Origin of the sequence: Burkholderia savannae (assembly GCF_001524445.2) — a bacterium.
GTDB lineage: Bacteria > Pseudomonadota > Gammaproteobacteria > Burkholderiales > Burkholderiaceae > Burkholderia > Burkholderia savannae.
On record NZ_CP013417.1, the window covers coordinates 3231326 to 3251607 of the forward strand.

General features: G+C 68.0%; 13 protein-coding genes and 2 pseudogenes. 8 read left to right on the top strand and 7 right to left on the bottom strand.

What is annotated here, in order from left to right; translation table 11 throughout:
* Positions 1-114 precede the first annotated feature (114 nt).
* Positions 115-1296: an MFS transporter gene (locus tag WS78_RS15920; RefSeq protein ID WP_226377158.1), complete on the top strand. Its 1182-nt coding sequence runs from the start codon at positions 115-117 to the stop codon at positions 1294-1296.
* A gap of 188 nt (positions 1297-1484) precedes the next feature.
* Positions 1485-2111, top strand: coding sequence for a nuclear transport factor 2 family protein (locus WS78_RS15925; RefSeq protein ID WP_038748891.1), 627 nt, complete (start codon positions 1485-1487; stop codon positions 2109-2111).
* Between the two features lie 460 nt (positions 2112-2571).
* On the opposite strand, the pseudogene WS78_RS38205 reads toward WS78_RS15925, so the two are convergent.
* Both WS78_RS38205 and WS78_RS37615 read right to left on the bottom strand, forming a co-directional pair.
* Positions 2572-3014, bottom strand: a pseudogene (locus WS78_RS38205) (hypothetical protein).
* 132 nt (positions 3015-3146) lie between these two features.
* Positions 3147-3725: pseudogene (locus tag WS78_RS37615) on the bottom strand (sel1 repeat family protein).
* 358 nt (positions 3726-4083) lie between these two features.
* On the opposite strand from WS78_RS37615, the gene WS78_RS15945 reads away from it, so the two are divergent.
* The 3 genes from WS78_RS15945 to atsR are packed head-to-tail and all read left to right on the top strand — an operon-like array spanning position 4084 to position 7290.
* Complete coding sequence (locus WS78_RS15945) at positions 4084-4959, top strand: helix-turn-helix domain-containing protein (protein ID WP_059575224.1); 876 nt, start codon at positions 4084-4086, stop codon at positions 4957-4959.
* Positions 4960-4984: 25 nt separating this feature from the next.
* Entirely contained in the window at positions 4985-5485 is a 501-nt protein-coding gene (locus WS78_RS15950; RefSeq protein WP_038748886.1) for a molybdopterin-dependent oxidoreductase, read from the top strand.
* The gene (atsR, locus tag WS78_RS15955) at positions 5482-7290 is read left to right on the top strand and encodes a hybrid sensor histidine kinase/response regulator AtsR (RefSeq protein ID WP_059575226.1); all 1809 of its coding nucleotides are present in this window, start codon (positions 5482-5484) and stop codon (positions 7288-7290) included. The genes WS78_RS15950 and atsR overlap by 4 nt, the downstream gene beginning before the upstream one ends.
* A 122-nt stretch (positions 7291-7412) precedes the next feature.
* Here the strand turns inward: atsR and WS78_RS15960 are convergent, their stop codons facing one another.
* A complete protein-coding gene (locus tag WS78_RS15960; protein WP_059575228.1) occupies positions 7413-8387 on the bottom strand; it encodes a LysR family transcriptional regulator in 975 nt (324 codons plus the stop codon).
* 196 nt (positions 8388-8583) lie between these two features.
* Complete coding sequence (locus WS78_RS15965) at positions 8584-10968, bottom strand: penicillin acylase family protein (protein WP_059575230.1); 2385 nt, start codon at positions 10966-10968, stop codon at positions 8584-8586.
* 282 nt (positions 10969-11250) lie between these two features.
* Between WS78_RS15965 and WS78_RS35955 the strand changes: the two genes are divergently transcribed.
* The 3 genes from WS78_RS35955 to WS78_RS15985 all read left to right on the top strand — a co-directional run bounded on the left by WS78_RS35955 (position 11251) and on the right by WS78_RS15985 (position 17372).
* On the top strand, positions 11251-11589 hold the full coding sequence (locus WS78_RS35955; RefSeq protein WP_156437486.1) for a hypothetical protein: 339 nt from the start codon (positions 11251-11253) through the stop codon (positions 11587-11589).
* 356 nt (positions 11590-11945) lie between these two features.
* On the top strand, positions 11946-13778 hold the full coding sequence (tssF, locus tag WS78_RS15980) for a type VI secretion system baseplate subunit TssF (RefSeq protein WP_038748875.1): 1833 nt from the start codon (positions 11946-11948) through the stop codon (positions 13776-13778).
* Between the two features lie 513 nt (positions 13779-14291).
* Positions 14292-17372 carry a transglycosylase domain-containing protein gene (locus tag WS78_RS15985; RefSeq protein WP_059575237.1) on the top strand — a complete coding sequence of 1027 codons (3081 nt, stop codon included), beginning with the start codon at positions 14292-14294 and terminating at the stop codon, positions 17370-17372.
* 61 nt (positions 17373-17433) lie between these two features.
* Here the strand turns inward: WS78_RS15985 and WS78_RS15990 are convergent, their stop codons facing one another.
* The 3 genes from WS78_RS15990 to WS78_RS16000 all read right to left on the bottom strand — a co-directional run bounded on the left by WS78_RS15990 (position 17434) and on the right by WS78_RS16000 (position 20278).
* Positions 17434-18129, bottom strand: a complete 696-nt coding sequence (locus tag WS78_RS15990) for a phosphoribosyltransferase (protein ID WP_038748871.1) — start codon at positions 18127-18129, stop codon at positions 17434-17436.
* 116 nt (positions 18130-18245) lie between these two features.
* Complete coding sequence (locus WS78_RS15995) at positions 18246-19604, bottom strand: nicotinate phosphoribosyltransferase (protein ID WP_059575240.1); 1359 nt, start codon at positions 19602-19604, stop codon at positions 18246-18248.
* On the bottom strand, positions 19601-20278 hold the full coding sequence (locus WS78_RS16000; protein WP_038748949.1) for a dienelactone hydrolase family protein: 678 nt from the start codon (positions 20276-20278) through the stop codon (positions 19601-19603). The genes WS78_RS15995 and WS78_RS16000 overlap by 4 nt, the downstream gene beginning before the upstream one ends.
* Between the last annotated feature and the right edge of the window lie 4 nt (positions 20279-20282).

Below are 20282 nucleotides of genomic sequence, written 5' to 3' on the forward strand. Positions count from 1 at the left end.
GCATTCGGCGGCTCGACTTGATGTGAGTTCGCGCACGCACGCCCCTCGCGCGAGACTTGCGCACTGCCCGTCCGAGGGCGTTGCCCGTTCAACCTGGGAAGCAAGGAGCGCATCTTGACGACACCTGCCGCGTTGCCCATGGGTCAGGAGACCCTGTCTCGACGTCTCGTCCTGCTGCTGGCGGTCGGGACCGGAATCGGCGTCGCGAACGTCTACTACATTCAACCGATCCTGAGCCTCGTCCAACGTGAATTCGACGTCCCTTCGCAACTGATCGGCTGGGCGCCGACGCTCACGCAAATCGGCTACGCACTCGGCATCCTGCTGCTCGCGCCGCTTGGCGACATGCTGAACCGCCGCTCGCTGATCATGACCAAGGGGCTGCTGCTGATCGTGTCGCTCGCCGCCACGGTGCTGTCGCCGAACTACGCGACGCTTCTCGCGACGAGCGCCGCGATCGGCCTGTTCAGCAGCGTCGGACAAGATTTCATCCCGGTCGCGGCGCAGCTCGCACCGGAGGCGCATCGCGGCCGCATGGTCGGCACGGTGACGACAGGACTCCTGACGGGCGTGCTGCTGTCGCGCACGCTCGGCGGGTTCGTCGCGCAGCAGCTCGGCTGGCGGGCGATCTACGCGGTCGCGGCGGTGCTCGAAGGCCTGATCGTGCTCGCGGTGTGGCGCTTCCTGCCGCCGCTGCGCGTGAGCGTCGCCGGCCGCTACGGGAAGCTGATGGCGAGCCTCTTCGAGCTATGGCGCCGGCATGCGGCGTTGCGGCGCGCCGTCTACACGCAGGGCCTGCTCGCGATGTCGCTCGGTGCGTTCTGGTCGACGCTCGCGCTCGTCCTCGCCGCACCGCCATTTCACCAGGGCTCGGGCGTCGCGGGCGCGTACGGCGTCGCGGGGGCGGCTGGCGCGCTCGCCGCGCCGCTCTTCGGACGATTCGCCGACCGCGCGGGCCCGATCCATGCGATTCGGCTCGGCTGCCTGCTCGTCATCAGCTCGTTCGTCGGCATGTGGATTTTCTCGGGCTCGATGATCGCGCTCGCGATCGGCGCCGTGCTATTCGACCTCGGCGTGATGGCCGCGCTCGTCTCGCACCAGACGATCGTCAACACGATCGACCCCGCCGCACGCAGCCGCCTGAACGGCATCCTGATCACGGGCGCAATGTTCGGCGTCGCCGCGGGTGCGGAGGCGGGCAACGTCGCGTTGAACCACGCCGGCTGGCCCGGCATCTGCACGGTGGGCGCGCTCGTCGGCGGCCTTGCGCTGTTGCTCCGGCTCGGCAACCGATGAACGGCCGGGCGCGACATTCCTTCGTCATGCAGAAGGTCTGCCGCGCCGCCCGCGCTCTCGCGGCCCGCGAACGCCCTCTTTTGTCGCCGACGCTCGGCCGGCCCGCGTCGGCGCGTACCGCGCAACACCCGCCGAAGTTCGCCCGTTTCTTCCGTTTACCGCGTCATCATTAGAACAGGTACGTCATCGTGAATCGAATCCCGCTTCGCGCCGGCCGGCTGATCGGCACGCTCACGTTCGCCGCGTTGTCCTGCGCCAGCCTCGCCCAGACCTCCAACAACCAGAGAACGACGCCGGCGAAAGCGGCCGACGCGATCGAGATCCAGTACCTCATTGCGCAGTACGTTGCGACGCTCGACGCCGACACCGTCGGCGAATCGACGCAAAGCCGGGTGGACCGGTTCACCCGCATGTTCACGCCCGACGGCGTGTGGACGCAGCATGTATGGAACGCGGGCAAGCCCGCCGACGACGGCCCCGGCTGTTTCGTCCGCGGCCAGGCGCAGCTCACGCGATTTGCGCAAGTGCTGTTCGGCAACGCGACGAGCCGACCGACCGCGACCGCGCGGCACAATCTCGTGACGCCGCTCATCGACATCGCCGGCGACCGCGCGGAAGCCGCCGTCAACTGGATGCAGACGCGCGACGCAACGCTGTCCGAAGGACGCGTCGAGCTGCTCGCGACAGGCCGCTATTACCTGACGTTCCGACGTCAACCTTCGGGCTGGGCGATCGAGAAGCTCGACCTGATGAGCGATCATCCGTTGTACGGCACGCCGCTCGGGCCGCCGTGCACGCCAACCGGGCCGCGCTGAGCGCGGCGTCATCTCCGGGCCCAGAATTCTAGTTCCCGACTCTCCGGAAAACTCAAAGCCCCCGACGATCAGCCGATCGCCGGGGGCTTTCTCTTTACTACTCAGCCAGCCACTTGGCGCAGCGCTCCCGCGCGCAAGTCGCCACCACATCGCCGGCATCGATCGAAGCGCCCGGCTGCGTATGCTGCAGCTTTCGAGTCGCCCGAAACAGGCGGCAGCCCGCGTTCGTCACGAACCCGGAACCCCGCCAAACCGAAATCCGGTCCCCGAACCGAACCTCGGCCTGCGATGCCGGCCCTTCCCTCGCCTTCGACCCCGCCCGCGAATCACCGCAGGCGATGCGGCAACCTGCCGCCGCTTCTCTCCATCGAAGACGAAAGACCCCGCGCCGCCGACCGCCGTCGCCCGCAAGCGAGCGCATCGGCGGCGCGTCCATCTCGCTCGTCGGTTCGTCAGCTAGTCAGTTGACCTGCAACTGGCCGCCGCGCCCGAAACCGCCCTTCACGTCCTGCGCCTTGTAATTGCGCACCGCGACGACGAGTTCGTTCCATGCGCCGACGAACGCGACCGCGGTCGCCTTGCCTTCCGGCGACGTCGAAAAACCGCTCGACCCGCCGCCGACGTTTCCGCCGAAGCCGGCGAGCATCGCGCCTGAATGGGTCGCCCTCGAGCTCCCCTCGCCCCCCACCATTCCGCATTGCGGCCGTCGTCGACCGCGATCGTGCCGGGCGGCACGCTGCAATGCTGCAGCATCGAATCGGCGCTTGCGTTCACCGCGCCGCACGCCGCGCCCGTCGCGCCCGCATTCTGGCCGCCGGGCGTCACGATGCCGCCGCACGCCGCACGCCGCGAGGCGTGCGCCGTCAAGCCCGCCGCCTTCAAAACGAGCAGGTTGGAGAGGATGATCTTCACGTGCTTATCGATATCGTTGGTCTCTGTTTTCGGCTCACGCACTCGTGCAAACGCCGCGAAGCCCCCGGCAAGACGTGCGATGAGTTGGTCTCCTGCGATCGCCCCGTTTCGGCCGATACCCGGTCAATACCCGCACCCGTCCGACTGACGCCAGACGCCCAAGTACGGGTAGCCCGAATACCGGTAGTCCTAATAGACGTCACGCCATCGCGTGCGCCATTTGAAGTCGTCCCCGTCCACCTGCTTCGCCGCCCCGCACCTGCTCGAGCAGCTTCTCCGATTCCTTGTCGTCACGACCCGCGGCAATCGCGCAGCCATTTGTCCGCCTCGCGCGAATCCGGCCGCCCCCTCGGGACCGAACAGATAGAACACGCCGAACGCTTTCTGCGCTCGCAGATTGCCGCGCTACGCCGCATTGCCCGTCCACATGAGCGCCTGATAGCTGCCCTGCCGCACGCCGTCACCGCGGAAGCATCGCAGGCCCGGGGCGCAAGCCACCTTCGGCTGCGTCTTCGCGCGCCCCTTCAATGCCGCGATCCGCGAGTCTTCCTGATCCACGACGTCGCTCTCCAACTCGTAGGAAACCTGATTTTTCGGCCGTTCGGAACAGCCGTGGTCGTCGCATATCCGCACCGCGTCGCTCGCGGACGAATTCTGCGCACACGCGGCCAGCAGCGACGATGCGGACAAACGGCAGTGCATTGGGTGTGACCTCGAGTTTTTATTTGGACTGCAAATCGAAATCGCTTGAATCCACACCACGCCACACGCCCGACGCAGCGGTACGACACCGCCGCCATCGGACGCCACCGCTCAAGGACTCTCTCAGGTTCCCTATGTCGAATCTTTCGGCCCGACGCACTCGTTTTTCTCTCGCATCGAAGGCCTGCATCGCCATGCATCGTCCGTCATCCAATGTGACGCAACAAACAATGGTGACGCGAAACGTCATAATAATGCAGAAAATTGGCATGTCAAGGCAATTCAGGCGGAAGAAGCTTGCACATTGCGTCACGTTTGTTATTCTTCCACCCAAAAATCCAGCGAGGAGCGCATCAAGATGACCCAACCGGACCCAGCCAACGCCGACTTGATCACCGCGATCAAAGTCCGAGATCTCCTCACCCGGACGGGCATTGCGCCGCGCAGCCACAACACGACGATCGCCAATATCCTCGGCCTGAGTTTTTCCGTCGTCACGCGCAAGATGAAAGGGCAGATTCCATGGAATCTGTCGCAGCTTCAGGACATCGCTTCGTACTTCGGCGTGCCGCCCGCGATCCTGCTCGACGACAAAGGCGCCCAGTCGAGCCCGGCGGTCGAGATGCACGATGCGACGCTCGTCATCGAGACGCGGCGCTTCCGGTGCCGCGCGGCGATTTCGACGAAGGCCAGCAACCAGCCCGATTCGGATTTCGTCGCGCTCCAATGGCAGGACAGCTGGGTCGTCTATGAAAATAAGCACGCGCCGGAAGGCCGCGCTTATCCCGTCGACGTCGTCGAGCTTCGATCGAGCGAGAGCAGCGCGTACGAAGTGCGGGTCGCGGTCGTCGACGATTCGCCCGACATCGCCGAAACGATCTGCGAGTACTTCGCGGAGAAGGGCGTCGCCGCGATCGCATATCACGACAGCGCGTCCTTTCGCGACGCGCTGGAAGTCGAGGATTTCGACGGATACATTCTCGACTGGATGCTCGGCGCGGAAACCGCCGCCGGCCTCGTGCGCCGCATCCGCACGAGCGAAAACGCGGACGCGCCGATCTTCCTGCTGACCGGAAAAATCTCGACCGGCGAGGCAAGCGAGGACGAAATCGCGGAAGTCGTATCGAGCTTCAACGCCCGCTGCGAAGAAAAGCCGATCAGGCTGCCGATCTTGTTCGCCGAAGTGGCGCGCGCGCTGAAGATCGCGTACCCGCCCAACGCGCATGCAAGCTGAACCACCACTTTGAGAGGATGAAGCGATGCGAATGTCGATCGAATGGATGAAGAGCTTCGCGCTGACGCTGCTGCTGGGCGTCGCGATCTCGTCTTACGCCGCCCCCTTCAAGTTCACGGTCGACGGAAACATCAGGCATGCCAATCAATCGGGCCGGCACGCGTACGTCTTTTCCGAAGCGGATCTGATGGCCCTGCCGCAGCATTCGATCACCACGTCCACGAGTTGGACGCCAAGCGCCACGTTCACCGGCCCGCGCCTCACCGACATCCTCAAGACCGTCGGCGCGACCGGCACGCAAATCGAATTCCACTGCATCGACGAATACACGTTCACGATCCCGATTTCCGATGCCGACAAATACGGCGTCATTCTCGCGCGGAAGATGAACGGCAAGGTGCTCGACAACAACAGCTATGGGCCGCTGTGGATCATGTATCCGCGCGACCGGTTCCCCGACGAGCTGAAGACGCCGATCAGCGAAGCGAAGTTTGCATGGCAGATCATCGGGCTCACCGTGAAATGAGCAAGGTTCGATGGCGAAATGAAAAAATCATCGTCGCGCTGGGGTCCTTGTGGATTCTGGGCTTCGCCGCGTGGGCGTTCCTGCTGTACGACCTGCTCGGCACGTCGGTCAAGGAAGGCATTCTGGAAGGCCCGCGCGAAGGTGTGTTCTGGACTGCTGCGCAATATCGAAACTCGTTCAGCCGGTTCGATCGGCAACTGATTCTCTACGCGGCCCGTCAGGATCGCGACTTCGACGGCGTGCTGCTCCAGCTCGACAGCCTCGAAGCGTCGTTCGGCTTCCTCCAGCGGCCGTCCGAGGTGTCCGCCTACTGGCTGAGCATCCCCAAGGCTCGCGACGACATCGACGAGCTGGCCCGCTTCATGACGAGCCTGCGTCGCGACGTTCCCGCGCTGCGCGACCGCCCGGACGATGCGAAACGCGTCCTGCGCGATCTTGCCGGACATTGGCCGAAGGTGAACGCGCTCGCGAATTACTTTCGCTCGATCGAAATGGAGCAGCGCGACTTCACGTTCCATCAGCTCAAGGAGAAGCGGCGCGCGATCGTCATGCTGGGCGGCGTGCTCGGCGTCATCCTCGGCGCGCTGTTCCTGCTCCTCTTCTACACGATACGCACGCGCGGCAGCCTGCTCGAACGGCAACAGGCGGCGCTCGACGCGCAACGTCAGGCGTCCGACCGCGCATTCGAGATGATCGCCGCGAAGAACGCGTTCCTCGGCATGGTCAGCCACGAATTGCGCACGCCGTTGCAGGCGATCTGCGGATCGATCGAGGTTCTGCTCGCGCGCCCGCAGTCCGAAGCCAACACGAAGACGATCAAGCGCTTGCAGAACTCGGCCGCGTCGCTCGAAGCGCAGGTGAAGGAGCTCACCGACTACATCAAGCTTCGGTCCACGAATCGATCCGTTCAAGCGGAGACCGTCCAGGTCGCGCCGCTGTTGACCGAGGTCCTCGATCCGCTGCGCGCCAGGGCCCGCGACAAGCACCTGACGGCGGCGCTGCGCGTCGAGCCGCCCGATCTCGTCGTCAAATCGGACCGCAAGCTGATCCAGCAGATCGTATCGAACCTGATCGAAAACGCGATCAAATACACGAACAGCGGGACGATTTCGATTTCGGCGGATCTGACGGGCACCGCCGCGAAGCGCGCGATGAGAATCGCCGTGCGCGATACCGGCGTCGGCATTGCGAAGAACATGCTGCAGAAGATCTTCGAGCCGTTCTTTCGCGTGAACGCCCCCGGCGTCCGCCATGTCGACGGCATCGGCATGGGGCTCGCGGTCGTGCGGGAGCTCGTCGTCGCGCTGCACGGACATGTAGAGGTCCGAAGCGTCGTCGGCGAAGGAAGCGAATTCGTCGTCACGCTGCCCGTCGAGCTGCCCGGCAGCGCCGATGTGTCCGGCGACGCGGCGCAACCGTCATTGCAGACGCCGCATCGCGGCCTGCATGCGCTCGTCGTCGACGACAACGAGAACGCGCGCGAAACGCTCGGCGCGATGCTGACGGCCCTCGGCATTCAGGTCGATTTGCGCGGCACGGGCAAGGAAGGGCTGCGATGCTTCGGCGAGCGCCAGCACGACATCGTCGTGCTCGATCTGGAGCTGCCCGATCTGAGCGGCTTCGAAGTGGCCGAGCAGATCCGCTGGGCGACGTCGGCCGGCACGCAAAAGAAGACGTCGATACTCGGCGTGAGCGCGTACGAATCCGCGTTGCTCAAGGGCGATCGGGCGATCTTCGACGAGTTCGTCCCGAAGCCGGTTCATCTGGACGCGCTCAGCCGCATCGTCCGCCGGCTGCGCAACTGATTCGCGGCGCGGCGCGCGCAGGCAGGCATGGAGCGGCGCTCGTCGGGCCGGCGCGCGTTCCGCACGCGTTAGGCGCACCTTCGATGCACCTTCGGCGCGCGCCGACGCGCGCATCGCGAACGCTACGCCGCCACCTGCCCGCGCCTCCCCTGCGCTTCCCGCGCCGCGACGCCGCCGCGCCAATCCTCGCCGCCTTCGAGCGCGGGCGTCGATTCGAACAGCTCGGCGATCCAGTCGGCGAATACGCGCACCTTCGCGGACAGATGCCGATTGTTCGGATAGACGATCGAAATCGGCTTCGGCTTCGGATTGAAGCCCGGCAGCACCTCCCGCAGCGATCCGTCGAGCAGGTGCGGCAGCACCATGAACAGCGTCGGCTGGATCATGCCGAAGCCTTCGACGCCGCAGGTCACGTAGGCATCCGAATCGTTGACGGTCACGGCGCCGTTCAACCTGACCTCGACCGGCTTGCCGTCGATCACGAACACCCACGGCACCGGCCGCGAACCGTGGCTCGCGCGGAAGTTCACCGCGTGGTGCGCGGCCAGCTCCTCGATTTGCGTGGGCTCGCCGAAGCGCTTCAGGTAATCGGGCGACGCGCACGTGACGCGCTTGAGCATCCCGATCCGCCGCGCGACCATCGACGAATCCTCGAGCGGCCCGACGCGGATCATGCAGTCGATCCCCTCTTCGACCGGGTCCACCGGGCGATCGGACAGCCCGAGATCGAGCACGATGTCCGGGTAGCGCTGACGGAAGATCGGCAGCGCGGGAATCACGAGCCGCCGCCCGAGCGAGCTCGGCATATGCACGCGCAGCGCGCCGCTCGGCTTGCGGTTGCCGATCTGAAAGCTCGCATCGGTTTCCGCGATCTCGGTGATGATCTTGATGCAGTGCTCGTAGTACGCGGCGCCTTCCGGCGTCAGCGACAGCCGGCGCGTCGTCCGATGCATCAGGCGCACGCCGAGCAGCGCCTCGAGATTCTGGATGATCGTCGTCACCGACGCGCGCGGCATCCCGAGCGTCTCCGCGGCCCGCGTGAAGCTGTTCGCATCGACCACGCGGGTGAAAACTTCCATTGCCTGAATGCGGTCCATGCTGTCCCCCTTCGAATCGCCAACAGGACAGAATAGAGCACGCGACGGCGCCGGTTCAAGCCGCTTCGCGACTATTCGCTTTCGCCGAATAGTCCTGCGGGTCGCGCGATCCGGCGCGCCGCCCGCACGCGGCCGGATCGACGGCCGCCGTGAACCGATGCGCTGATGCGCCGACGCCGATCGTTCGTGCGCCGAACTATGGCGCGAACCGCAGCGTGTGCTCGGTCGGCCCCGGCAGGAACGGCATCGGCTCGCCCTTCACCCATGCCTCGTGTCCCGCGAGGAAAAACGGACTGAGCGGATGCCCGCTCTGCCCGCCCGGCATGTTGAAGAGCCCGTGCTCCTCGTGCCCCGGCGAAACGACGATCCGCTCCGATTGCCCGAACTTCGGCGCGGCGACGCGCGGCATGTTCGCATCGCCCGGCACCTGATCGGCGGGTGCGGACAGCCAGCGCCCCGCGAGCGGCACGCTGCGCGCGAACGGATGCGCGATCCGCAGCGTGTTGCGCTCGCCCCAGGTGGCTTCGGCGAGCGGCGCGCCCTTCGAGGTCAGCGCGGCAATCGTCCGATCGATCGCCATCAGTTGCACGTCGCGCCAGCTCGCCGTGTCGGCGGGCAGCCACGCGGGCGGCTGCTCGTCGAGCAGCCGCGCGATCACGACCGGCCAGCGCGGATTCGCCAGCGCGTAGTCGGCGTCGCGCTGTTGCTGCTTCAGGCGCGCGTCGAGTCCGCCGAAGAGCACGTCGTAGAGCCGGTACAGATAGCCGCGCGCGAGCGTGTATCCGACCGAGTCGGCGCTCGCGCGCCCCGTCCAGCCGCTCGCGAGCAGGCGCCGGAACTCCGCGCGCTCGGGATGGCCGGCGAGCGCCGCTTCGTCGAGCACGCGCAGCGCCCGGTCGCGCCAGAGCGACATGAAGCGCGCGCGATCGTCGAGATCGAGCCGGTATGCGGATCGCTCGTCGGTGCGCCCGAGCGCCGTCAGGCCGTCGCGCAACTGGCTCGCGCGCGCGCCGAGATCCGCGCCGCCGTCGCCGATCAGCCGGTACGCGTCGCTCGCGAGCTGCCGGTTGTTCGCCGTCCAGAGCTGGCCGCCCGCGGGATCGACGATGCGCGGATACGCGTCGGACGGCAGCGCCGCCTGCCAGGTCGAGGCGTCGTCGCCACCGTCGTCAGGCCGCCCCCGGCGATCGGGCAGCGCGCCCGCGATCGTCCAGCCGATGCGCCCCGAGCTGTCGCCGATCACGATGTTCTGCGCGGGAAGGCCCGCCGCGTTCGCGACCCTGATCGCGTCCTCGATGCCGGCCGCATCGATCATCTTCATGAATTCGAGGTTGGCCGCGCCGCTCGCCTGCGCGATCCAGTGCGCCGCGTAGAACTCGCCACCGATTTCGCGCACGGGGCCGGCCGTCGTCTCGAGCACGGTCAGCTCGACGGGCGCGGCGCCGCGCACGCGTATCGTCTCGACGCGCGCGCGCGCCGTCTGCCACGCGCCGCCGAGCTTGAAGCGATCAGGGTCGCGCACGTCGCGCTCGAGCGGCAGCAGATCGAGGCAATCCGCGTAGCCGTTCGTGAAGCCCCACGCGATGCGCCCGTTGCTGCCGACCACGACGGCGGGCAGCCCGGGCAGCGTCACGCCGACGACCCGCGCGGCCGGCCCCGCGCCGCCCGCGAACCTGAACGCCGCGCGATACCAGATGTTCGGCAGGCCGAGCGACAGATGCATGTCGTCGCCGACGATCGCGGCGCCGCCCACGCTGCGGCTGCCCGCGAGCACCCAGTTGTTGCTGCCGACCGACGACTGCTCGTCGAGCGACACGCTGTTGATCGTCGCCGCGGGCTTCGTTTCGCGCAGCCATGCCGGCGCGGCCGCGCTCACCCGCGCGATCGGCGCGGCGACGCCCGGCGCGTCGAGCGGCGCATCGAAGCGGCTCGACGTCGGCAGCACAAACGCGAGCTGCTCGGGCGTCGAGTGCGCTCGCAGCCAGTGCCGCGCGAACTCGCGCGACGCGAGCCGGCCTTGCAGATCGAAGTACATCGCCCAGATCACGAGCAGCGAATCCTCGGGCCGCCACCGCTGCGGCTGCATGCGCAGCAGCGCGTATTCGAACGGGCGTGCGCGCAACGCGGCGAGGCCGTCGTTCACGCCTTGCGTGTAGCGCTCGAGCACGCGCAAGTCGTCAGCCGGCAAGTGCGCGACAACTGCTGCGGCGAGCGCGCGGAACCGGAACAGGCGATGGTCGCGATCGACGTCGAGCGCGATCGGCCCGAACAGCTCGGACAGCTCGCCCGCGCCGCTTCGGCGCAGCATGTCCATCTGGAAGAAGCGGTCCTGCGCATGCAGATAGCCGATCCCGTACGCGGCGTCGACGCGCTCCCGCGCGGAAATCGTCGGCACGCCGAACGCGTCGCGCTCGGCCGTCATCGGCGCGCCGAGCAGCGGCGCGCGGACGTCACCGTCGAGTTGCGCAAGACTCGCGCGCAGATACGCAGTCGCGCCCGCGAAAGCGAGCAGCACGCAGAGCAGGATCAGGCCCGACAGGATCTTCAGGTGGCGCCGCATGCGATTCCGGGTCGAAGCCATGGTTGCGCGAGTCCGTGGGTTGCGCCGGCGCGGCGCCCGTCCGGTTCCGGGCGAAGGGCGAACGCGCTGGCGGGTTGGGCGGCCTGGCGCCGCTCGTCGATATCGGTCTGCTGGAACGGATCGAACGCATCGCGTGCCGTCGTTGCGACCTGCCCCGAATATTCTGCAGCGGCGGCGCTTCCGTCAAGGCGCCGCGCCCGCCTGCGAGACGGTTGCTTGCGCGCGTCCGCCGGCGCGCCGCTCGGCCGGTCGCCGATCGCGCCCCGCCCGCGGCGATCGCGAATGACGAGAACCGCGCCGCGCCCGTATCTGCGCGCCGGCGCAAACCAAACCATAATCGGCCGCCTTCGCCGGATGGTTCAATTCGATGACCGGATCGTGCGGCACCATACTCGAACGAATGACGAGCGGTTGCACCAATTCGCGCGTACGCCGAAAATCCCCGGGCATGAATCCGGGCCGAGCCGCATCGCCTCCACGATTGGCGCGACGACTGTTTCCGGCATTAAAAATACCTTACATATCACGCGGTTGCACGATCACGTGGAATATTCATCCTTGCCGCCCGCGAATCCTGGTTTAATCAGGCGCATGCCGATATCGGCTGCACAACGATATTGAATCATTCCCCGGCGCGAATTTGAACGCAAGGCGGCAATAATGTGGCCACTCGACGCGTACCTCGACAATCGCGGTAATGATTTCTCGCTCGCCGCATCGAAACGCTTCGAGACGGCGCGCTTCGGCCGTATTCGGCATCGCCGCGCGGCCGCGCATCTCGACGGCGATTCCGGCGTCCGGCGCGCGATGGGCACTGCGACGCCATGCGCCCGTCGACTGAACGCCGGCGGCCCCGCCGCCATTCGCGGAACGCGCGATCGCGTCGGCGTCGGGCGCGACGCGCGCATGACCGCGCGCCGCACGGAGCCCCGCGGCCGGTCGCGCCGATCGGCCCGAATCCCGACCGCCTCTTTCCGATGAACGACCTCCTTCCCTACTACGAACGCGAGATCGCGCTGCTGCGCAACGCGGTGCGCGAATTCGCGATCCGTCATCCGAAGATCGCGACGCGCTTCGGGATCGCCGACGGCCAGACCGACGACATGCACGTCGAGCGCATGCTCCAGTCGTTCGCGCTGCTGAGCGCGCAGATCGGCGAGACGCTCGACGACGAGTATCCCGAGTTCACCGAGGCGCTCGTCGAAACCGCGTGCCCCGATTATCTGCGCCCGTTTCCCGCGTGCTCGATCGCGCAGTTCGACGCGGCGTCGCTGTTCAGCCAATTGACGGAAAGCGTGACGATCCGGCGCGGCACGACACTCGAAAGCCGGGTCGGCGCAAATCGGTTCCGCACCGCGTACGACGTCGCGCTCGCGCCCGTGTCGATCGTCGACGCACGCTTTCGGCCGGCGTCGGCCGCGCCGGCCGCCGCGCAGATGCCGCCGTCGTCGACGGGCATCGTGTCGATCACGTTCGATTCGCCGACAGCGCAGCCGGCGCAACTTGCGCTGTCGGCATCGCACGCGCGCAGCCTGCGCGTGCATCTGCACGGCGACGCGCCGCTCGTCGCCGCGCTTCTCGACACGTTCGCGATGCACGTGCCCGCCGCGTTCGTCGAGCTCGACGGCGACGGGCGCTGGAAGCCGCTGTCGAAGGTGCCGCTCGCGCCCGTCGGGTTCGCGGACGAAGACGCGCTGCTCGCCCCCGCGCGCGACGCGTCGCCGTTGCGGCTGCTGATGGAATATTTCGCCTTCCCGGCCAAATTCGATTTCGTCGACATCGACGTCGCACGCATCGCGCGCGCGGCCGGCCCGTGCCGGCGCCTGACGCTGCACTTGCCCGTCGTCGACGTCGCGATGGATTCGCGGCGCGCGCGCGTGCTCGACACGCTGTCCGCCTCGAACCTGCGCCTCTTCTGCACGCCGATCGTCAATCTGTTCAGCCAGGACGCGATGCCGATCTCGCTGCGCGACGCCGCGGCCGCCTATCCCGTCGCGCCGCAGGCGCTGAAGTCGAACGGCATCGAGGTGCGATCGATCGACGCGGTGCGCATCGCGCGCGAAGGCGAGCACGGCGCGAGCGTCGACGTGACGCCGTATCACTCGCTGCTGCACGGCCAGCGCGGCCGCAAGGAACCGCTCTACTGGGCGCCGGAGCGCGATCCGTTCGCGCACGGCGCGCGCCCGGCGGCGCCCGCGGCGCTCAGGCTCGTCGACGCCGACGGCGCGCTCGTGCGGCCCCGTGCCGGTCAGTTGAACGTCGAGCTCACCTGCACGAACGGCGACTATCCGCAGACGCTGCCGATCGGCGATCCCGACGGCGACCTGTTCAACGAGAAGGACAATCTGCCGGGCAGGATCGCGATCCTGCGCCGGCCGACGCCGACCCGCCGCTTTGCGCGCGACCACGGCGCGCTCTGGCGGCTGATCGCGGCGATGACGCCGCACGCGTTGCTGCTGCGGCCGTCGGGGCTTGGTGCGCTGAAGTCGCTGCTCGTTCAATATGCGGCGCGCTCGTCGAGCGCGGTTGCGCAAATCGACGGCATCGCGAATCTCGATCACAAGGCCGCCGTGCGCTGGATGGCTGTGAAACCGATGCCGACGTTCGTGCGCGGCCTCGAAGTCGAGCTGACGCTCGACGAAGCCGCGTTCGCATCGAACAGCCTGAAGGTGTTCATCGACGTGATGGACGGCTTCTTCGCGCTGCACGCGCCGCCGAACGGCTTCATCCGGCTCGTCGTGTATTCGCGGGACACCGGCCGCGCGCTGCACCGATGCGAGCCGCGCGGCGCAATCGCGCAGCTCGTGTAGCAACGTTCGTTCGCGCAACGGGCGACGGGCAACGGGCGATGCTGCGGCAAACGGTAAGCGACAGGCGAAAGACGGCAAGCGGCAAGCGGCAAGCAACGATCGTCACCTCCGCCCGCGCGGACATGAAGTCCGCGCAGACGACACCGTCCGGCTGACGCCGCATCAAGCGACGCAAGCCATCCAGGGCGCCGCCTCCGTTACCGCCCTCCTTCGCGCTGCCGCGTCGCCTCGCGACGACGTCCACCGCGCAAATCGCACCGCCGCGCGCCCTCCGCGACGCCGCCGTCGCGCGGCCGGCGGCGCGAGCGCCGCCGTGCGTCCCGCGAACGGTGCGCGCCGCACCATTTCCGGACATCGCCGCCGCCACTGCCGCGAGCTGCGCGACGCATACGGAAACGTTTCCACACCCACTGTGGTTTTTCAGAGTCAACCCGTACAGTGGCTTCCACAATTCGGTACTAAACTAAGCGAAATGGGCTCGGCGAGTGCCGCAGCTCTCCGGGAGACGCCGCCATGAATCGGCCGCTGATTCGGATTCCCCTTCGCCCCACCGGAACCCTGTCGTTCTGGAAGGCGCTCAAATGGTCGTTGATCGCGATCATCGTGGTCGCGCTTGCGATCATCGCGCGCGTCGTTCAGATCGAGATCGAAACCTCCCGGCTACAGGCGCGTTTCTTGTCTGAACTGACCCGCGACGTCGGCTACAGCGTCGACGAAGGCGCGAGCAACCGCATCCGCTTCCCCGAAAACGGCCCGTACGACCTGCGGCTCGGCTATGCGCTGCTGCCGTCGTTCCAGCAGCGGCTGCTGTCGCGCGGCTTCGTCGTCGCGTCGCAGGCGCGCGCGTCCGACCGGATGCTGTCGCTCGCCGACGACGGCCTGTTCCTGCCGTACGGCGAAAAAGACCAGGCCGGCCTGTCGATCGTCGATTCGACGGGCTCGCCGCTCTTCGGCGTCGTCTATCCGCACCGCGTGTACGACAGCTTCGAGTCGATCCCGCCGCTCGTCGTGCAATCGCTCCTCTTCATCGAGGATCGTTATTTGCTCGACCCGAATCAGCCGAACCGCAACCCGGCGATCGACTGGGGGCGCTTCAGCCGCGCGCTCGCCGACCAGGGGCTGCGCTTCGTGAACCGCCGCCAGGCGACGCCCGGCGGCAGCACGCTCGCGACGCAGCTCGAAAAGTTCCGCCACTCGCCCGACGGCCGCACGGCGACGCCGCCCGAAAAGCTCCGGCAGATCGCGTCGGCGTCCGTGCGCGCGTATCTGAACGGCCCGCAAACGATGGCCGCGCGCCACGCGATCGTCGTCCACTACCTGAACTCGGTGCCGCTCGCCGCGCGCGCGCGCGTGGGCGAAATCACCGGCATCGGCGACGGCCTCGCCGCGTGGTACGGCCGCGACTTCGACGAAGTGAACCGGCTGCTCGCCGCGCCGACGACGCCCGACAACGTCGAAGCGCAAGGCGTCGCATTCCGGCAGATGCTGTCGCTGATGATCGCGCAGCGCGCGCCGTCGTACTTTTTGAACAGCGGCTTCCCGACGCTGCAGCGGCTCACCGACAGCTACCTGCGCCTCGTCGCGACGGGCGGCGTGATCTCACCCGCGCTGCGCGACGCTGCGCTCGCCGCGCGCATCGAGCGCAGCGCGCCGCCCGCCGCGCCCGATGCGCAATCGTTCGTCACGCGCAAGGCGGTGACGTCCGCGCGCTCGCACCTGCTCGGCGCGCTCGGCATCGACAACGTCTATCAGCTCGACCGCCTCGACCTGCGCGCGACCGATACGCTGAACAACAAGGTGCAGCAGGCGGTCGCGGCGGGCCTCGCGCGCGCGGCGACGCGCGACGGCGCGCGCGAAGCCGGCCTCTACGGCTTCGAGATGCTGCGCGCCGGCGACGATCCGTCGAAGATCCTGTACAGCTTCACGCTGTACGAACGACGCAACGGCGCGAACCTCCTGCGCGTGCAAACCGACAGCGTCGATCAGCCGTTCGACATCAACCAGGGCGCGCGCCTGAATCTCGGCTCGACCGCGAAGCTGCGCACGATCGTCACGTATCTGCAGATCGTCTCCGAGCTGCACGCGCGCTACGCGGGCATGAGCGCCGCCGAGCTCGCGAAGGTGAAGCCCGATCCGACCGACGCGCTCACGCGCTGGGCGCTCGACTATCTCGCGCATACGCACGATCGTTCGCTGCAGGCGATGCTCGCCGCGTCCGTCGAGCGCAAGTATTCGGCGAGTCCTGGCGAGACGTTCTACACGGGCGGCGGCGCGCAGAGCTTCACGAACTTCGAGAAATCCGACAACGGCCGGATACTGACCGTGCACGTCGCGTTCCAGAACTCGGTGAACCTCGTGTTCGTGCGGCTGATGCGCGACATCGTCCATTACGAGATGATCCGCACGAGCGGGCCGTCGACGTCGTGGCTCGACGATCCCGCGCAGCGCCAGCGCTATCTGATGCGCTTCGTCGATGCGGAGAGCCGCGTGTACGTGAAGCGCTTCTATACGAAATACGCGGGCAAGCCCGACGACGACGCGCTCGCCGCGATGCTCGACAACGTGCGCAAGTCGCCGCCGCGCGTCGCGACGGTGCTGCGCAGCGTCGCGCCCGAAGCGCCGCGCCCGTGGTTCGACGCGAAAATGCGCGCGACGCTGCACGGCACGCCGGCCGCCGCGAAGCTGTCGGACGACGCGCTCGACAAGCTCTACACGAAGTACGCGATCGACCGCTTCAACCTGAACGACCGCGGCTACATCGCGGGCGTGCACCCGCTCGCGCTGTGGACGCTCGCGTATCTGCGCAAGCATCCGGACGCATCGCTCGACAACGTGCAGAAGGCGAGCCGCGACGCGCGGATCACGTCGTACTCGTGGCTATTCAAGACGCGCTACCACGCGACGCAGGACCGCCGCATCAAGCGGATGGTCGAGCTGCGCGCGTACGACGAGATCGGGCAATCGTGGCGCGCGCTAGGCTACCCGTTCGATCACCTGACGCCGTCGTACGCGGCGGCGATCGGCGCATCGGGCGATCAGCCGGCCGCGCTCGCGAAGCTCGTCGGCCTGATCGCGAACAACGGCGAGAAGGTGCCGAACGAGCGGATCTCGTCGCTCGAGTTCGCGGCCGGCACGCCGTACGAGACGCGCTTCGTGCGCGCCGCCGCGCCGCCGCAGCCGCTGCTGTCGCCGGAAATCTCGAACCAGGTGCACGCGCTGCTCGGCGACGTCGTGCAGAAGGGCACGGGCCGCCGCCTCGCGCAGGGGCTCGCGTTCCCGAACGGCCCGACGCTGCCCGTGTACGGCAAGACGGGCACGGGCGACCAGCGCTTCAACGTGTACGCGCGCGGCGCGCGCCTCATCGAATCGCGCAAGGTCAATCGCAGCGCGACGTTCGCGTTCTCGATCGACGATCGGTTCTTCGGCGTGCTGACCGCGTACGTTCACGAGCCGTACGCGGCGCGCTACGATTTCACGAGCGCGATGGCGGTGCAGTTGCTGAAGACGCTCGCGCCGGCGCTGCAGCCGCTGCTGAAAGCGCCCGCCGAGCCGGGTGCGAATGACGTGGGCAGTAAGGCCGCCGCCGCGGGCTGAGCGCACGCGATGCGCGTTCGATCGATCGAACGCCGGCTCGACGCCGCGCGGCCAGCCGCGCTCAGAACGGGCCCGCGTCCGGCGTCGGCGCGCCGTCCGCGCCCGACCATTCCCACTCGCTCGCGCGGCCGAGCAGCTCGCGCACCTCGTCGTCGCTCGTCTGGTCGAAATTCCGATAGAACTGACCGATGCCCATCAGCCAGTCCGGCCGCATCACGCAGACGACGGCGTCCGCGACCTCCTCGACCTTCTCCGCGCTGCTCGGCGACGCGACGGGCACCGCCGCGACGAGCTTCGCCGGCTTGTGCGCGCGCATCGCTTCGAGCGCGGCGAGCATCGTCGAGCCCGTCGCGATGCCGTCGTCGACGACGATCACGGTGCGGCCCTCGACATCGGGCGGCGCGCGGCGGCCGCGATACGCCGCCTCGCGCCTCGCGAGCTCGGTGCGCTCGCGCTCGATCGTGTCGGCGAGCTCGCGATCGCTCACGTGCATCGCGTGCAGCACCGACCGCTCCAGCTGCACGACGCCGCCCGTCGCGATCGCGCCCATCGCGAGCTCCGGATTGCCGGGCGCGCCGAGCTTCCGCACGATCAGCACGTCGAGCTTCACGCGCAGCGCCTTCGCAACCTCGAACGCGACCGGCACGCCGCCGCGCGGCAGCGCGAGCACGATGACGTCGCTGCGGTTCGCATAATCGGCGAGATGCGCGGCAAGCTGCCGGCCGGCATCGACGCGATCGCGAAAATAATCGTTCATCACGCCTCCTTCGCCGCGACGCGCACGAAGTCGTCATGCCGCGGCTCGTTCGAATGCATGCCGACGCATGCAAGGATTCGCGTCCACGCGCAATGCGCGCAGGCCCGCGCGTCGCGCTATGCGCGCGCTTCGCTCGCCGTGCGCGCGTCGATCCGCTGCGCGAGCGCGATCAACGCGTCGGTCACGGCGACCGGATACTCGGCCGCGTGCGTGAGATCGCGCAGCGCCGCGGGCAGCGCGCTGAGCTCCTTGCTCGCGTGCGCGCGAATGCCGGCAAGGCTCGGCAGCGGCGCGACGCGCTCGCCGTCGATCACGAACGGCTCGAGAAGCGCGCCGCCCGGATGCGCTTCGTCGGCGAGCGCGAGGCTGTCGCCGTCGATGACGCCGTCGTCGCGATAGCGGCGGTACACCTGCTTGCGCCCGGGCCACGTCGCCTTGCCCTCCGAGCGCTTGCGGCGCGGCACGCCCGCATATTCGGTCAGCTTGTACGCGCAGTCCGCGTACGGCGCGTCCGCCGACGTGTTCATTCGCGTGCCGACGCCGAAGCCGTCGATCGGCGCGCCCTTGCCGATCAGCTCTTCGAGCTTGTATTCGTCGAGATTGCCGCTCGCGAAGATCGTCACGCGATCGAGCCCCGCCCGGTCGAGAATTGCGCGCACGCGCATCGCGTGCTGCGCGAGATCGCCGCTGTCGAGCCGCACGCCCTTCACTTCGATGCCGTCGCGCGCGAGCTTCTTCGCGACGTCGATCACCTTGTACGCAGCCGCTTCGGTGTCGTACGTGTCGATCAGCAGCATCGCGTTGCGTGGAAACGAGCGCGCGAAATGCTCGAACGCGAGCGACTCGCCGGCGTGCGCCTGCACGTACGAATGCGCCATCGTGCCGTACACCGGAATGCCGTAGCGCAAGCCGGCGAGCAAGGTCGCGGTGCCGGTGAAGCCCGCGACGTAGCTCGCGCGCGCCGACAGCAGCGCCGCCTCCGCGCCGTGCGCGCGGCGCAGGCCGAAATCGACGAGCGTCTTGCCCGGCGCCGCGAGCACCGCGCGCGCCGCCTTGCTCGCGACGATCGATTCGTAGTGCAGCAGGTTCATCACGCGGCTTTCGATCAGCTGCGCCTCGCGCATCGGCGCGGTGATCTGCAGGATCGGCTCGTCGACGAAGAACAGCGTGCCTTCGCGCATCGCGCGGACCGAGCCCGTGAAGCGCAGCGATTCGAGCGACGCGAGAAACCGGTCGCTGAAGAGCCCCGTGCTCGCCAGCCCCTCGATCTCGCCGGCGTCGAGCTTCAGGTCGGCGAGATAGTCGAGCACCTGTTCGAGGCCCGCCGCCATCAGGAAATTACGATGCGCGGGCAGCTTGCGCACGAAGAACTCGAACGTCGCCGCGTCGTTCATGCCGCAGTCGAAGTACGACTGCAGCATCGTGAATTCGTACAGGTCGGTCAGCAGCGCGCCGTCGCGAACGGGTTTCGTCATCTTCGATGCCTCTTGTGCGCATCCCGGTCTTCGGGCAGATGCGCGACGAACCAATCCGCCGCGACGCGCGCGACTTCGTCGAGCGTGCCCGGCTCCTCGAACAGATGCGTCGCGCCCGGCACGACGACGAGCTTCGACTCGCCGATGAGCCAGCCGGCCGCGAGGCGGTTGAGGCGGATCACCTCCTCGTCGCGCTCGCCGACGATGAGCAGTGTCGGCACGCGCACGCGCGGCAGCGCGTCGCCCGCGAGATCGGGACGGCCGCCGCGCGAGACGACCGCGCGCACGACACGCCCGCGCGCGTTCGCCGCGATCAGCGCCGCCGCCGCGCCCGTGCTCGCGCCGAACAGGCCGACGGGCAACTCGCCGACGTCGCGCCGCTCGCGCAGCCAGTCGAGCGCGCTCACGAGCCGGCGCGCGAGGAACGCGATCGCGAACCGGTACTCGGCCGTGACCGCGTCGCGCCGCTGCTCCTCGATCGTCAGCAGATCGAACAGGAGCGTCGCGAGACCCGCGCGCTGCAGCACCGCCGCGACCTCCTGATTGCGCGGGCTCAACCGGCTGCTGCCGCTGCCGTGCGCGAACACGACGATTCCCGACGCATGCTCGGGCGTCGCGAGTATGCCGTTCAATTCGACCTTTCCGAGAGGTATCCGTACTTCCTGAATCTGCATCGTC

What these genes read in the sequence shown, in the direction of transcription:
- WS78_RS15945 (WP_059575224.1), top strand. Translation starts at nt 4,084, where the DNA reads ATGACCCAACCGGACCCAGCCAACGCCGACTTGATCACCGCGATCAAA.
- WS78_RS15950 (WP_038748886.1), top strand. Translation starts at nt 4,985, where the DNA reads ATGCGAATGTCGATCGAATGGATGAAGAGCTTCGCGCTGACGCTGCTG.
- atsR (WP_059575226.1), top strand. Translation starts at nt 5,482, where the DNA reads ATGAGCAAGGTTCGATGGCGAAATGAAAAAATCATCGTCGCGCTGGGG.
- WS78_RS15960 (WP_059575228.1), bottom strand. Translation starts at nt 8,387, where the DNA reads ATGGACCGCATTCAGGCAATGGAAGTTTTCACCCGCGTGGTCGATGCG.
- WS78_RS15965 (WP_059575230.1), bottom strand. Translation starts at nt 10,968, where the DNA reads ATGGCTTCGACCCGGAATCGCATGCGGCGCCACCTGAAGATCCTGTCG.
- WS78_RS35955 (WP_156437486.1), top strand. Translation starts at nt 11,251, where the DNA reads ATGACGAGAACCGCGCCGCGCCCGTATCTGCGCGCCGGCGCAAACCAA.
- tssF (WP_038748875.1), top strand. Translation starts at nt 11,946, where the DNA reads ATGAACGACCTCCTTCCCTACTACGAACGCGAGATCGCGCTGCTGCGC.
- WS78_RS15985 (WP_059575237.1), top strand. Translation starts at nt 14,292, where the DNA reads ATGAATCGGCCGCTGATTCGGATTCCCCTTCGCCCCACCGGAACCCTG.
- WS78_RS15990 (WP_038748871.1), bottom strand. Translation starts at nt 18,129, where the DNA reads ATGAACGATTATTTTCGCGATCGCGTCGATGCCGGCCGGCAGCTTGCC.
- WS78_RS15995 (WP_059575240.1), bottom strand. Translation starts at nt 19,604, where the DNA reads ATGACGAAACCCGTTCGCGACGGCGCGCTGCTGACCGACCTGTACGAA.
- WS78_RS16000 (WP_038748949.1), bottom strand. Translation starts at nt 20,278, where the DNA reads ATGCAGATTCAGGAAGTACGGATACCTCTCGGAAAGGTCGAATTGAAC.